The sequence below is a fragment of the Cupriavidus oxalaticus genome (genome assembly GCF_004768545.1).
In the GTDB taxonomy this organism is placed as follows: Bacteria; Pseudomonadota; Gammaproteobacteria; order Burkholderiales; family Burkholderiaceae; genus Cupriavidus; species Cupriavidus oxalaticus_A.
In genome coordinates this window covers 1,094,594-1,107,729 of record NZ_CP038634.1, presented here as the reverse complement: position 1 = coordinate 1,107,729, position 13,136 = coordinate 1,094,594, and the positions used below count along the sequence as shown (strand labels likewise).

9 protein-coding genes are annotated in these 13,136 nt (G+C 67.7%); all 9 read right to left on the bottom strand.

Annotated elements, in window-relative coordinates; genetic code table 11:
- Nucleotide 1: 1 nt before the first annotated feature.
- On the bottom strand, nucleotides 2-1,018 hold the full coding sequence (locus E0W60_RS04825; RefSeq protein ID WP_133095919.1) for a TerC family protein: 1,017 nt from the start codon (nucleotides 1,016-1,018) through the stop codon (nucleotides 2-4).
- 99 nt (nucleotides 1,019-1,117) lie between these two features.
- A complete protein-coding gene (locus tag E0W60_RS04820; protein ID WP_135703198.1) occupies nucleotides 1,118-4,003 on the bottom strand; it encodes an AMP-binding protein in 2,886 nt (961 codons plus the stop codon).
- 220 nt (nucleotides 4,004-4,223) lie between these two features.
- Nucleotides 4,224-4,781: a molybdopterin-guanine dinucleotide biosynthesis protein B gene (gene mobB, locus E0W60_RS04815; RefSeq protein ID WP_135703197.1), complete on the bottom strand. Its 558-nt coding sequence runs from the start codon at nucleotides 4,779-4,781 to the stop codon at nucleotides 4,224-4,226.
- Nucleotides 4,778-5,485, bottom strand: a complete 708-nt coding sequence (locus E0W60_RS04810) for a carbonic anhydrase (protein WP_133095916.1) — start codon at nucleotides 5,483-5,485, stop codon at nucleotides 4,778-4,780. Before E0W60_RS04810 ends, mobB begins: the two co-directional genes overlap by 4 nt.
- A 29-nt stretch (nucleotides 5,486-5,514) precedes the next feature.
- The gene (locus E0W60_RS04805; RefSeq protein WP_135703196.1) at nucleotides 5,515-6,267 is read right to left on the bottom strand and encodes a peptidylprolyl isomerase; all 753 of its coding nucleotides are present in this window, start codon (nucleotides 6,265-6,267) and stop codon (nucleotides 5,515-5,517) included.
- Between the two features lie 17 nt (nucleotides 6,268-6,284).
- Complete coding sequence (gene narI, locus E0W60_RS04800) at nucleotides 6,285-6,968, bottom strand: respiratory nitrate reductase subunit gamma (RefSeq protein WP_135703195.1); 684 nt, start codon at nucleotides 6,966-6,968, stop codon at nucleotides 6,285-6,287.
- Between the two features lie 45 nt (nucleotides 6,969-7,013).
- On the bottom strand, nucleotides 7,014-7,679 hold the full coding sequence (gene narJ / locus E0W60_RS04795; RefSeq protein ID WP_135703194.1) for a nitrate reductase molybdenum cofactor assembly chaperone: 666 nt from the start codon (nucleotides 7,677-7,679) through the stop codon (nucleotides 7,014-7,016).
- Nucleotides 7,680-7,706: 27 nt separating this feature from the next.
- Nucleotides 7,707-9,257: a nitrate reductase subunit beta gene (gene narH, locus E0W60_RS04790; RefSeq protein WP_135703193.1), complete on the bottom strand. Its 1,551-nt coding sequence runs from the start codon at nucleotides 9,255-9,257 to the stop codon at nucleotides 7,707-7,709.
- A complete protein-coding gene (locus E0W60_RS04785) occupies nucleotides 9,254-13,003 on the bottom strand; it encodes a nitrate reductase subunit alpha (RefSeq protein ID WP_135703192.1) in 3,750 nt (1,249 codons plus the stop codon). Before E0W60_RS04785 ends, narH begins: the two co-directional genes overlap by 4 nt.
- Nucleotides 13,004-13,136 lie beyond the last annotated feature (133 nt).

Here is a 13,136-nt window from a genome sequence, read left to right as displayed (position 1 = left end):
CTCATGTGCGCCGGTTACCGGCCTCGCGTTCGCGCGGTGCGCCGCCGCGGCCCGGCTCATCGCCCGCCGCGGCGGCTCGCCTGGTCCTGGCCTGGCTGAGCAGGACGGAGACGAACAGTGTCATCGCGACCGCGCCCAGGGACCAGTGCACCGGTACGTGGAACCACGGCTCGACCAGCATCTTGGCGCCGATGAAGGCGAGCACGACGGCAAGGCCGTACTTTAGGTACTGGAAATGCGCCGCCAGGTTGGCGAGCAGGAAATACAGCGCGCGCAGCCCCATGATCGCGAAGATGTTCGACGTGAAGACGATGAAGGGATCGGTGGTCACGGCGAAGATCGCCGGGATGCTGTCGACGGCGAACACCAGGTCGGTGGCCTCCACCATCAGCACCACCACGAACATCGGGGTGGCATAGCGCAGGCCGTCGATGCGCACGAAGAAGCGTTCGCCGTGATACTGCGGGGTGATCCGCATATGCGCGCACAGGAAGCGCACGATGGGATTGCGCGAGAGGTCGGGCGCATGCCTGGACATGAACAGCATCTTGATGCCGGTGATGATGAGGAACACGCCGAACACGTAGAGAATCCAGGCGAACTGGCTGATCAGCCATACGCCCACCAGGATCATCGCGGCGCGCATCAGGATCGCGCCGAGCACGCCAAGCAGCAGCACCCGGCGCTGCAGTTCCGGCGGCACCGCGAAGTAGCTGAAGATCATCGCGAACACGAACATGTTGTCGACCGACAGCGACAGCTCGATCAGGTAGCCGGTGTAGAACTCCAGCACCTTGCGATTGGCGGCGTCGTGGCCGGCGTCCTCGGCCACCACCCACCAGAGCCCGAGGCCGAACAGCGCGGCCAGGGTCATCCAGGTCAGGGTCCAGCCCAGCGCTTCGCGCGAGGAGACGCGGTGCGCATGCCGGCCGCCAAGGACAAAGATGTCCACGAGCAGCGTGCCCAGCACCAGGACAAAAAATCCGGCCCACATCGGGGCGGTGGCAAAGGTCTCCATTGCCTTATGGTGAAACGGCGGGTGAAACGGCGGGTGAGACGGCCGGTGAGACGGTCGATGTGGCGGTCGGCGGCTCGCGCCCGGTCCGGCCAGCAGGGATCATGGCAGCTGCCGCGCGAGGTGGGGCCGCGCAGGCTGCGCCTTGATACGCAGTGCATCGGGTTCGCCGCAGTAGTGCAGGATCTCGGCGCGGGCCGCGTTGCGCAGTCGCATTGCCGCCGGCCAGTCCTGCCCGTCGGGCGGCAGGGGCCGGCCGATGACGACACTGATCGGGCCCCGGCGCGGCAGCCACTGGCCGTCGCGCAGCACCGAGCGGGTGCCCCGCAGCGCAATCGGAACCACCGGGGCGCCGGCACGGGCGGCGGCGACAAAGGCGCCCGAGCGAAAACGTTGCAGCCCCGGCTCGCGGCCGAAGGTGCCTTCCGGGAACAGCAGGGCAGAGCGCCCGGCGCGCACGGTTGTGACCAGTCGCTCGATCGCCTCGGATTCGCGCACGTTGTCGAAACGGTCGATGAAGTCGGCCCCGATGCTGGACAGGTAGGCGCCCGGGATGCGTTGTCCTTGCAGCTCGCGCTTGGCCACCACGCACACGGGCATGGGCAGTGCGGCGATCAGCACCATGCCGTCCAGGTAGCTGGCATGGTTCGATACCAGCACGCAGGCGCGATTGCGCGGCAGGTGCTCCAGCCCCTGCACGAACCATGGCACCCCGGCCAGCCGCAGCAGCAGCCGGGCGGCGTGGTGGCTGAGCGTCCAGCCCATGGCAGGCCGGTGCATCGCCACCGAAGCCAGGCACGTCACTGGCGCCATCGCGGCGAACAGCAGCCACGCGTACAGCGAATAGGACAGCCCGGCGGCGGCATGCCGGCCGCGCCGCAACTGCGGCAGCAGCGCCTGCCAGCCGAAGCGCGCGATCTGCAGCCATGGCGCGGCGTCGCCCGGGCCGGTGCCGCCATGCTCGAATCGCTCCCGGCAAGCGGCGCGGCGGATCTTGCCGCTCGACGTCTTCAGGATGGTGTGCGGTGGCACCAGCACGACATGGTCCGGCGGCATGCCGAGCACATCGAGCGCGGTCTTCAGCGCCTGCCGTTGCAGCGCGCTGCGCGCTGCTTCGTCCGTTGCCGCAGATTCCGCCATCACCACGATGTGCTCGGTGCCGCTGGCCGGATCGGGGCTGCCGAACACCGCGACGCAGCCCTTGCGGATGCCGGGGATGGCCCCGATGGCCTGCTCCACTTCGTAGGGATAGAGATTGCGGCCGCCGCGGACGATGGTTTCCTTGGCGCGTCCGGTGATGAAGAGCTCGCCGTCGGCGATATAGGCGTAGTCGCCGGTGTTGAGCCAGCCGCGATCGAAGAGCTGGCGCGTCTGTGCGGGGTTGCGGAAATAGCCGCTGGTGGCCGAAGGCCCGCGGAACTGCAGCAGGCCCTCACGCCGCTCGGGCAGTTCGCAGCCGCTGGCGTCGACGATGCGGATATCGTGGCCGGGCAGCGGCCGCCCGCACGACGGGATCTCCATGGCGTCCCGTTCGCCTGCCACGTCTGGCCCGTCCGCTCCGGCAGGAACGGCCCGCGACGTGCGTGCGAATGCGGCGCGGTCGATGAGGTCGGCCGTCAGATCGCGTCCCGGCGGCGGGAAGGTCAGGCCCACCGATGCTTCGGCCAGCCCGTAGACCGGCGCTGCCGCTTGCGCGCGCAGTCCATGCCGGGCGAAGCGCGCCGTGAACTTGCGCATGGTCTGCAGGCTCACCGGCTCGGCACCGTTGAAGGCGAAACGCCAGCTCGACAGGTCCAGGCCCGACAGGTCCGCCTGGGCCAGCCTGTGCAGGCACAGTTCATACGCAAAGTTGGGCCCGCCAGACAGCGTGCCCCGGTACTTGTGGATCGCCCACAGCCAGCGCTCGGGCCGTGCCAGGAACGTGAGCGGCGACATCACCACCAGCGGGAAGGCGAAGTACAGGCTGCCCATCCAGGCGCCGATGAGGCCCATGTCGTGATACAGCGGCAGCCAGCTGACAAAGACGTCGCGCGAGTCGACCGACAGCGCCAAGCCCATGGCGCGCAGGTTGGCCAGCAGGTTGGTGTGCGTCAGCACCACGCCCTTGGGCGAACCGGTGCTGCCGGAAGTGTATTGCAGCAGCGCGATATCGTGCGCGCGCAGCATCGCATGGACCGGCGCCGCGTCGGTGTCCTCAACTTCTTGTGGCGTCAGCACGCTTTGCAGCGTGCCGGTGCTGGCCTTGAGCAGGGTGGCGAGCGGCCGCGCTTCGGCCACCGTGATCAGGATCGGCGCCTGCGCGTTGGCCAGGATGCCGGCGTGGCGCTGCAGGTGGTCACCGATCTGCGCCAGCCGCGCCGGCGGGTAGAGGGGCACCGGGATCCCGCCTGCCATCAGGATGCCGGTAAAGCAGTAGAAGTACTCCGCGCTGGTTGGCAGCATCAGTGCCACGGTCGTACCGGCGCGCACGCCGCGCGCGGCCAGGCCGGCTGCGACTGCACAGGCGCGCCGGTGCAGTTGCGCAAAAGTGATCGGCGTATCCTCGCCCTCGCCGCTGTGCAGGATGATGTGGGTACGGTCCGGGTGGCGGTGCAGGTGCCAGCGCAGCACGTCCGTCATGGTGGCGGCGCCTTCCGGCGCTTGTGCCGCGGCATCTGCCGGTGCCGGGCTGGCCAGCCGTGCGGGTGCATCTTCAGCGCCGGGCGGCAGGTCCCTGGCGGCGAGCACGGCGCGCAGCAGCGCGCGCGGGGTGTCGGCCTGGGCCAGCACCTGTTCCGGCAGGCTGACGCCGAAGCGCTGTTCGATGCGGGTCAGGAGTTCGGCGCGCGTCAGGCTGTCGAAGCCCAGTTCGGCTTCGAGCGCGCTGTCCAACGAGGGGGCGGCGGCTGCACCGGCTTCGGCCTGCGGCCGCATGGCGGTAGACATCTCCCCCACGATGCCGAGCAAGGCATCCTCATAGTTCTGCCGCGGGGGTGAGTCCTCGTTCATTCGCTTGATGCCTGCGTCCGGGCAAACGGCGACTGCCGCCTGCCGCGGACGGGCAGTCGGCAGCACCGGCGGCGCCAGTACTGACACCCTTAAGATAGGCGGCGTGCGGAAATTGTCGAGGCGGGTGGCGGCGCGGGCACTGGCGCGGGCATTCCGGCGACGCACAGACGCAGCATCCCGCACATGCCGCCGGGGCTGTCGGGTCCGCCGGAGGCCGCCGTCAGGCGGCGACCATGTCCACCGCTGTGGGGAAAGCGCCGGAGTCGAGCGGATCCAGATGGTTCCGGCCGCGCATGGCGAGGATGAACCGGCCGACCTGCCCGCTATCGTCCAGCGGCAGGCACGGCAGCAATGTGTCGAGCCGCGCATCGGTCGCCACAGCGACGATCGACGGATCGCAGGGATAGTAGGGCGCACGCCCATGCGCCGGGCGATACACCTCGATGCGCGGAATATCCTCCCGGCGGAAGCCTTCGACCAGCGTGATGTCCGCCGGCCGCAGCCGCGCCACCTGTTCGGCAAGCGTCGGCTCGGCTTCATTGGCCAGCTCTCGCACGATGGCGTAGCGATAGGGCGAGGCCACCATCACTTCCGTGGCACCGGCCGTGCGAAAGCGCGCGCTGTCCTTGCCGGGGGGCTCGAGCTCCAGCGGATGGTGGCTGTGCTTGATCACGTTGACGGTCAGGCCTTGCGCGCGAAACCACGGCAGCAATGCGGTAATCAGCGTGGTCTTGCCGCTGCCCGAGGTGCCGGTGATGCCAAAGATAAAGGGATTCATGTCGTGACGGATTCGGTTTGTGCGGCGGTAATGGGCAAAGGGCATACCAGCGGCAGGAAGGCATCGGCGCGTTGCGAGTAGGCCAGCAGGGCGCCGGCCTGCAAGTCGAAGTACCAGCCGTGCAGCGTCAGCCTTCCGGCTTCCAGCGCGCGACGCACGAACGGGAAGGTCTGCAGGTTGCGCAGCGAGACCAGGATCGCCGCCTGTTCGCAGGCGCGCTGGCGCTGCGCCGGGCTGGCGTCGGCGAGCGTTTGCTCCACCTGCCGGCGCGCCGGTGCGGCGATGCGCACCCAGGCGCCGAGGTAGTCGGCTTCGTCGCCTTCTTCGGGCGGATGGTCGCCGGCGTCGGCCGGCTGCGCCAGCAGCGCGCGGATGCCGCCGCAGCCGCCATGGCCCATCACGATGATGCGGTCGACCTGCAGCTGCTCGACGGCAAACTGGATCGCGGCGGACACGCCGTGCAGGCTGCCTTCATGACGCCCGGTGCAGGGCGGCACCAGGTTGCCGATATTGCGCACGGTGAAGAGATCGCCGGGGTCGCAACCCAGCAGCAGGGCCGGGTCCACGCGCGAGTCGCAGCAGCCGATCAGCAGCGTGGGCGGCTGCTGCCCGGTGCGCAGCGCGTCGAACAGGCTCGGCGCATCGTCGAAATAGCGTTGCTGGAACCGCTCGAAGCCCTTCAGTAGATGTTCGATCTGATGCATGGCGGTTTCCGTTGGTCAGGATGGCGGCGCTACTGCACCAGCGGGCTGTCGGCGCCTTCCAGTTCGATGCCTTCGATGCGGGCGCGGCCGATCAGCAGGCTGGCGTACTGCTTCCAGGCGCGGTCGCGCGCCGCCGTGGCCAGCGCACAGGCGATGTCGCCGCGCACGGCATCGAAGGGCAGTCGGGTGCCGGGGCAGCGCTCCAGGATGCGCACGATATGCAGCCCGAAGCGGGTCTCGACCAGTTGCGGCAAGACGCCGTCATGCTGCGCGGCAAAGAGCGCGCGCTCGAACTCCGGCGCGGCTTCGCCGCGGAACACGCGGCCCAGGCGGCCGCCGTTGTTGCCGCTCGGGCAGTTCGACAGCGCGCGGGCATGCTGCGCGAAGCTCGACGGATCGCCGCGCACCAGCGCCAGCGTCTGCGCCGCGATCTCGCGCAGCGCATCCAGCGGCACGCGCGGCGTCACCTGGAACAGGATGTGGTCGGCCTCGACCCATTCGCCGTCGCGGAAGCGCTCCGGACGGCTGTCGTAGTGGCGGCGGCAGCTGGCTTCGTCAGGCTCGGGGATGCCGGCCTCGCGCTCCAGCAGCGCCATGGCGAGCGCGTCGTCGTCCTGGCCGGGCACGCTCAGGCCGATGCGTCCGGCCTCTTCGCGCACCAGCAGGCGCAGGATGGCCGCGATCGTCGCCATCTTCGCGGGATTGGCCGCGTCATGATGGTGGTCCAGCTCGCGTTCGATATCGGCGTCGCGCAGTTCCACGCCGTTGACGGTGACAGGCATGTCGGTTCTCCGTTGGTTCAGCGTCCGCGTACCAGCTGCCAGGCGCGGCCGACGTAGCCGACCGAGGCAAAGCCGCTCCACACATGCACCAGCCGCGTGAACGGGAAGATCGCGAACAGCGTGATGCCCATGAACAGGTGCGCCTTGAACAGCAGCGGCGCGTCGGCGATATAGCCGGCGGCGTCGCCGCGCAGCGTGACGAGGTGCTGGGCCCAGGTCATCAGCTGCACCATCATGTGGCCGTCCATGTGGCCGGCCGATTCGAAGATGGTGGACAGGCCCAGCAGCAGCGTCACCAGCAGCCACAGCAGCAGCACCTTGTCCCCGGTGCGGGTCACGGCGGACACGCGCGCGTTGGTCAGGCGGCGGTGCAGCAGGATCAGCAGCCCGGCCAGGCACATGGTGCCCATCACGCCGCCGGCCGCCATGGCCACGCCTTGCTTGAAACCGTGCGAGACGCCCAGCGCGTCCCATACCGCCACCGGCGTCAGCAGGCCCACCAGGTGGCCGAAGAACAGGCCCAGGATGCCGACGTGGAACAGGATGTTGCCCATGCGCAGGTTGCCGCGGTAGAGCACCTGCGAGCTGTCGGTCTTCCAGGTGTACTGCTCGCGCTCGAAGCGGGCCAGGCTGCCGAACAGGAAGATGGCGGCAGCGATGTAGGGGTAGATGCCGTAGAGGAATTGGTGAAGCGTTGCCATGGTATTAGCCCAATGTCTGTGTTCGGGTTGCCTTGCCAGGTGTGGTCAGCAATGCGCGGGAACCGGCGCCGTGCCACGCGGATAGAATTTCACCGCCTGCGGCCCAGTCTGTGGCGCCAGCAGCGGCTCCACGCCGTCGGCGCCCGGACCGAAGGTCTCCAGCGCCTCGTCCATGTCCCGCACCGGCGGCTCCTGCTGCGGTTGCGGCTGCACGTCGGTCAGCGTGCGCAGCACAGCGAACACGCCGGCATACGGGCTCTGGTTGCGCGCGAGCCGGTCGCCGATCGCGGCCAGCACGTGGATCGCCTCGCCCAGCAGGTGCTCGGCGCGTGCCTCCTTGCCGTCGGCGCTCAGCGCCCCGAGGAACTCCAGGAACAGCGGCACGTAGTCCGGCAACTCCGACGCGGCCGGCTCGAAGCCGTCGCGCCGGTATTCGTCGATCAGGTCGACCATGGCCTGGCCGCGGTCGCGGCTTTCGCCGTGCACATGCTCGAACAGGTGCAGCGAGTGCGACGGGTTGCGGTCGAAGGTGGCGACATAGTTCTCCTGCAGCGTGATCAGCGCTTCGCCGCGCAGCATGTCGGTCACCGGCGCCAGCAGGTGGCGGGCCTGCGGCCATTCGGCCAGGGCGGTGTCGATCTCGGGCAGCGCGTCGATCAGTTCCTGCTCGGGATAGCCGAGCAGCGCGCTGAGGATGGGATAGAGGGGCATGTTGTTCTCCGGTTCGTTCGCGGGCGCTCAGCTCATCACGGCCTTCTTGCGCGACCTGGGCATATCGACGAAATGCACGCTGCCCTGCGGCTTCTTGCCGAACAGCGCGCCATCCGAGGTGCCGCCCGAGCAGCCGTTGCCGAAGGTGAAGCCGCAGCTGGCCTTGTCGTTGAAGCTGTCCTCGACCATTTCCTTGTGCGAGGACGGGATCACGAAGCGGTCCTCGTAGTTGGCGATCGCCATGGTCTTGTACATATCCTCGACCTGCGCTGGTGTCAGCCCCACTTGCCTGAGCACGTCCAGGTCCTGCACGCCGTCCACCACCTGCGAGCGCTTGTAGGCGCGCATTGCCAGCATGCGGTCCAGCGCCGACAGCACCGGCATCACGTCGCCCGCGGTCAGCAGGTTGGCCAGGTACTTGACCGGGATGCGCAGGCTCTTGACGTCGGGGATGATGCCGTTCATGCCCATGTGGCCCGCTTCGGCCGCCGACTGGATCGGCGACAGCGGCGGGATGTACCAGACCATCGGCAGCGTGCGGTACTCGGGGTGCAGCGGGAAGGCGACCTTCCATTCGCACGCCATCTTGTACACCGGCGACTTGCGCGCGGCATCGAGCCAGCTTTGCGGGATGCCCTGGCGCAGCGCCTCGGCCTGCACCGCCGGGTCGTGCGGATCGAGGAGCACGTCGAGCTGCGACTGGTACAGGTCGCGTTCATCGGCCACCGACGCGGCGTGCTCGATGCGGTCGGCGTCGTACAGCATCACGCCGAGGTAGCGGATGCGGCCGACGCAGGTCTCGGAGCAGACCGTAGGCTGGCCAGCCTCGATGCGCGGATAGCAGAACAGGCATTTCTCGGCCTTGCCGCTCTGCCAGTTGAAGTAGATCTTCTTGTACGGGCAGCCCGAGATGCACATGCGCCAGCCGCGGCACTTGTCCTGGTCGACCAGTACGATGCCATCATCCTCGCGCTTGTAGATCGAGCCCGACGGGCAAGAGGCCACGCAGGCCGGGTTCAGGCAGTGCTCGCACAGGCGCGGCAGGTACATCATGAAGGTGTTCTCGAAGGTCGAGTACATCTCCTTCTGCACGTCGTCGAAGAGCTTGTCGCGGCCGCGCGAGCTGAACTCGCCGCCGAGGTCGTCTTCCCAGTTCGGGCCCCACTCGATCTTTTCCATCTTGCGGCCGGTCAGCACCGAGACCGGGCGCGCGGTGGGCGGGGTCTGCGACAGCGGCGCCTTCTGCAGGTGCTCGTAGTCGTAGGTGAACGGCTCGTAGTACTCGTCGATCTGCGGCAGGTTGGGGTTGGCGAACAGGTTCGCCAGGATCTTCAGCTTGCCGCCCTGGCGCGGCTCCAGCGTGCCGTCGGGGTTGCGCTTCCAGCCGCCCTGCCACTTGTCCTGGTTCTCCCATTCCTTGGGATAGCCGATGCCGGGCTTGGTCTCGACGTTGTTGAACCACGCGTACTCGACGCCGTCGCGGCTGGTCCAGACGTTCTTGCAGGTTACGGAGCAGGTATGGCAGCCGATGCACTTGTCGAGGTTCAGCACCATGGCCACCTGGGCGCGGATCTTCATTGCGTTGCTCCTTCCTTCTCTGTCTTTTCCACGAGCGGCCCTTCGAGCCAGTCGACCTTCTTCATCTTGCGCAGGATCACGAACTCATCGCGGTTGCTGCCCACGGTGCCGTAGTAGTTGAAGCCGTAGGCGAGCTGCGCGTAGCCGCCGATCATGTGCGTGGGCTTGGTCACGGCGCGCGTGACCGAGTTATGGATGCCGCCGCGCATGCCGCTGGTCTCGGCGCCAGGCACGTTCACGATCTTTTCCTGGGCGTGGTACATCAGGCACATGCCCTTGGGCACGCGCTGCGACACCACGACGCGCGCGGTCAGCGTGCCGTTGACGTTGAACACCTCGACCCAGTCGTTGTCGCGAATGCCGTTTTCCTTGGCCTCGGCTTCCGAGATCCACACGTGCGGGCCGCCGCGCGACAGCGTCAGCATGCGCAGGTTGTCCGAATACGTGGAGTGGATCCCCCACTTCTGGTGCGGCGTGATCCAGTTCAGCACCAGCTCCGGGTTGCCGTTGGGCTTCTTGCCCAGCATCGGCGCCACGGTCTTGGTGTCGATGGCCGGCTTGTACACGCAGGCGCCTTCGCCGAAGTCCAGCATCCATCGGTGGTCCTGGTAGAACTGCTGGCGGCCGGTGAGTGTGCGCCAGGGGATCAGTTCGTGCACGTTGGTGTAGCCCGCGTTGTAGCTGACCTCTTCCGATTCCAGCCCCGACCACGTCGGCGCGGAAATGATCTTGCGCGGCTGCGCCTGCACGTCGCGGAAGCGGATCTTGTCGTGCTCGCGCCCTTCGGCCAGGTGGGTGTGATCGCGGCCGGTGATCTTCGAAAGCGCTTCCCACGCCTTGACGGCGACGTGGCCGTTGGTTTCGGGCGCGAAGGTCAGGATCATCTCGGCGGCGTCGATCGCCGTTTCGAGCTTCGGGCGGCCCTGGCTCACGCCCGGTTCCGTCACCGTATGGCTCAGCTCGCCGATTTCCTTCACCTCATGCCGGGTGTTCCAGTTGATGCCCTTCCCGCCATTGCCGAGCTTGTCGAGCAGCGGGCCGATCGAGGTGAATTTCTTGTAGATGTCCGCGTAGTTGCGCTCGACCACCGTCATCGACGGCGCGGTCTTGCCCGGGATCAGGTCGCACTCGCCGGCCTTCCAGTCCTTCGGCTCGAACGGCTGCCCCAGTTCGCCCGGGGTGTCGTGCAGCAGCGGCGTGCACACCAGGTCCTTGCGGGTGCCCAGGTACGGGCCGGCGATCTCGCTGAACTTCTTCGCGATGGCCTTGTAGATTTCCCAGTCGGTCTTGCTTTCCCACAGCGGCTGCACGGCCTCGGACAGCGGGTGGATGAAGGGGTGCATGTCGGACGTGTTGAGGTCGTCCTTCTCGTACCAGGTTGCCGTCGGCAGCACGATGTCACCGTACAGGCAGGTGGTGCTCATGCGGAAGTCCAGCACGGTCAGCAGGTCGAGCTTGCCTTCGGCGGCCGGGCGCACGTTGACTTCGCTCGGCGTGATCGCATCGTTTTCATCCCCGAACACGGCGTTCTGCGTGCCGAGCAGGTACTTCAGGAAATACTCATGGCCCTTGCCCGAACTGCCCAGGATATTGGAGCGCCACACGAACATGTTGCGCGGGAAGTTGGCGGGATTGTCGGGATCGTCGCAGGCGAACTGCAGCGCGCCAGACTTCAGTTGCTCGACGGTGTAGGCCACCGGATCCTTGCCGGCTTGCTCGGCGGCGTCGACCACGTCGAGCGGATTGCTGCCGAGCTGCGGCGCCGACGGCAGCCAGCCCATGCGCTCGGACCTGGCGTTCAGGTCCAGCAGCGACAGGCCGTCATAGCGCTTGCGGTCGGCGGTCGGCGACAGGATCTCGTCGACGGCCAGCTTCTCGTGGCGCCACTGGCTGGTGTGGTTGTAGAAGAACGAGGTGCCGTTCATCTGGCGCGGCGGGCGCGACCAGTCCAGGCCGAACGCCAGCGGGGCCCAGCCGAACTGCGGGCGCAGCTTCTCCTGCCCCACGTAGTGGGCCCAGCCGCCGCCGCTCTTGCCGATGCAGCCGCACATCATCAGCAGGTTGACGATGCCGCGGTAGATCATGTCGTTGTGGTACCAGTGGTTCAGCGCGGCACCGACGATCACCATGCTCTTGCCCTGCGTGCGGTCAGCGTTGTCGGCGAACTCGCGCGCCACCTGGGTCACCAGGCGGGCCGGCACGGAGGTGTGCTTTTCCTGCCAGGCCGGGGTGTAGGGCACGTCGTCTTCATACGACGATGCCACGTTGGGGCCGCCCAGGCCCTGGTCGACGCCGTAGTTGGCCATCTGCAGGTCGTACACGGTCGCCACCAGCGCGGTGCTGCCGTCGGCCAGCGTGATGCGGCGAGCCGGCACGCGGCGGCGCAGCAGTTCGTCGTGCTCGCCGCCGAAGTAGGGGAAGCCGACTTCCACTACCTCATCGTGCTGGCTGAGCAGCGACAGGCGCGGCTCGACCGGGCGGCCGCTGCCCCCGTCCTTCATTTCCAGGTTCCAGCGGCCTACCTTCTCGCCGCCGTTGTGGGCGGCCTCGCCCCAGCGGAAGCCGATCGAGCCGTTGGGCGCGACGATCTCGCCGGTGGTGTCGTCGATCTGCAGCGTCTTCCACTCGGGATGATTGGCTTCGCCGAGGTTGTCGGCCAGGTGCGAGGCGCGCAGGAAGTGGTCGGGCACCAGCGTGCCTGCGTTGTCCTGGTTTTCGCGCAGCAGCACCAGCATCGGCATGTCGGTGTACTGCCTGATGTAGTCGCGGAAGTAGGCGGACTTGCCGTTGGCGTGGAATTCCTTCAGCACCACGTGGCCCATGGCCATCGCCAGCGCGGCATCGGTGCCCTGCTTCGGCGCCAGCCAGATATCGCCGAACTTGACCATCTCGCCGAAGTCGGACGAGACGGCGACGGTCTTGGTGCCCTTGTAGCGGACCTCGGTGTAGAAGTGAGCGTCGGGCGTGCGCGTCTGCGGCACGTTGGAGCCCCACACCATCAGGTAGGTCGAGTTGTACCAGTCGGCCGATTCGGGCACGTCGGTCTGTTCGCCCCAGATCTGCGGGCTGGCCGGCGGCAGGTCGCAGTACCAGTCGTAGAACGACAGGCAGGCGCCGCCGAGCAGGCTCAGGTAGCGCGCGCCGGCGGCGTACGAGACCATCGACATGGCCGGGATCGGCGAGAAGCCGATCACTCGGTCGGGGCCGAACTTCTTCACGGTGAAGGCGTTGGCCGCGGCGATCATCTCCGTGGCGGTGTTCCAGTCGGCGCGCACGAAGCCGCCCTGGCCGCGCACGCTCTTGTAGCGCACCGCCTTCTTCGGATCCTGGCTGATCGATTCCCAGGCGGCGACCGGGTCCATGGTCTTGCGGGCCTCGCGCCACATCTCCATCAGGCGGCCGCGGATCATCGGGTACTTGACGCGCTGCGCGGAGTAGACGTACCAGCTGTACGACGCGCCGCGCGGACAGCCGCGGGGCTCGTGGTTGGGCAGGTCCGGGCGCGTGCGCGGGTAGTCGGTCTGCTGCGTTTCCCAGGTGATCAGGCCGTTCTTGACGTAGACCTTCCAGGAGCAGGAGCCGGTGCAGTTCACGCCGTGGGTGGAGCGCACGATCTTGTCGTGCTGCCAGCGGCTGCGGTAGCCGTCTTCCCACTTGCGGTCTTCGTTCACCACCGCGCCGTGGCCGTCCGCATAGGTGGACTTGACGCGCGACATGAACTTCAGTCGATCCAGGAAATGACTCATTTGCTTGTTCTCCGCGAGGCTTTTCTGCGGGGCTCCGGGGCTTGCCGGAGCGTTTGCAGGGACACCTTGAGCTTATGGGGGAGCGGCGCGGCAGCCAATTCGCTGGTGGAACAGCCGCCGCATGGCGATCGGG

What these genes read in the sequence shown, in the direction of transcription:
- narJ (WP_135703194.1), bottom strand. Translation starts at nt 7,679, where the DNA reads ATGCCCCTCTATCCCATCCTCAGCGCGCTGCTCGGCTATCCCGAGCAG.
- mobB (WP_135703197.1), bottom strand. Translation starts at nt 4,781, where the DNA reads ATGAATCCCTTTATCTTTGGCATCACCGGCACCTCGGGCAGCGGCAAG.
- narI (WP_135703195.1), bottom strand. Translation starts at nt 6,968, where the DNA reads ATGGCAACGCTTCACCAATTCCTCTACGGCATCTACCCCTACATCGCT.
- E0W60_RS04825 (WP_133095919.1), bottom strand. Translation starts at nt 1,018, where the DNA reads ATGGAGACCTTTGCCACCGCCCCGATGTGGGCCGGATTTTTTGTCCTG.
- E0W60_RS04805 (WP_135703196.1), bottom strand. Translation starts at nt 6,267, where the DNA reads ATGCCTGTCACCGTCAACGGCGTGGAACTGCGCGACGCCGATATCGAA.
- E0W60_RS04810 (WP_133095916.1), bottom strand. Translation starts at nt 5,485, where the DNA reads ATGCATCAGATCGAACATCTACTGAAGGGCTTCGAGCGGTTCCAGCAA.
- E0W60_RS04820 (WP_135703198.1), bottom strand. Translation starts at nt 4,003, where the DNA reads ATGAACGAGGACTCACCCCCGCGGCAGAACTATGAGGATGCCTTGCTC.
- E0W60_RS04785 (WP_135703192.1), bottom strand. Translation starts at nt 13,003, where the DNA reads ATGAGTCATTTCCTGGATCGACTGAAGTTCATGTCGCGCGTCAAGTCC.
- narH (WP_135703193.1), bottom strand. Translation starts at nt 9,257, where the DNA reads ATGAAGATCCGCGCCCAGGTGGCCATGGTGCTGAACCTCGACAAGTGC.